Below are 352 nucleotides of genomic sequence, written 5' to 3' on the forward strand. Positions count from 1 at the left end.
GGCCCTGGGTCGGCTCTCGGACATCGGCTGGGGCACCCGGCTGCGCACGCTGCTGTCCGAGCAGGCACCCGACGGCCCGGTCCCGGCCCAGGTTCGGGACGCGCTGGTCGACGTGCTCGCCGACTGGCCACGCGGTCCCAGTGGCTGGGCCGGTCCCGAGGCCGCCGACCGCAGCCGCCTCACCCGGCCGGTCCGGGTGGTCGCGCTGACGTCCGCCCCTCGGTCGCCGCGGGTGGCGAGCCTGCCGACGGAGGTCGCCGCGACCGGCCGGCTGCCGCTGCCGGCTCGGCCCGAGTACGGCAACGGCCAGTCACGGCCAGGCGCGCGCATCAAACGGAACCACCGGACGCAC

General features: G+C 77.8%; 1 pseudogene. It reads left to right on the forward strand.

Annotated features, from left to right (window positions below):
- Positions 1 to 352: pseudogene (locus UK12_RS33940) on the forward strand (hypothetical protein); the annotation flags it as partial.

Source organism: Saccharothrix sp. ST-888 (assembly GCF_000955975.1).
Lineage (GTDB): Bacteria > Actinomycetota > Actinomycetes > Streptomycetales > Streptomycetaceae > Kitasatospora.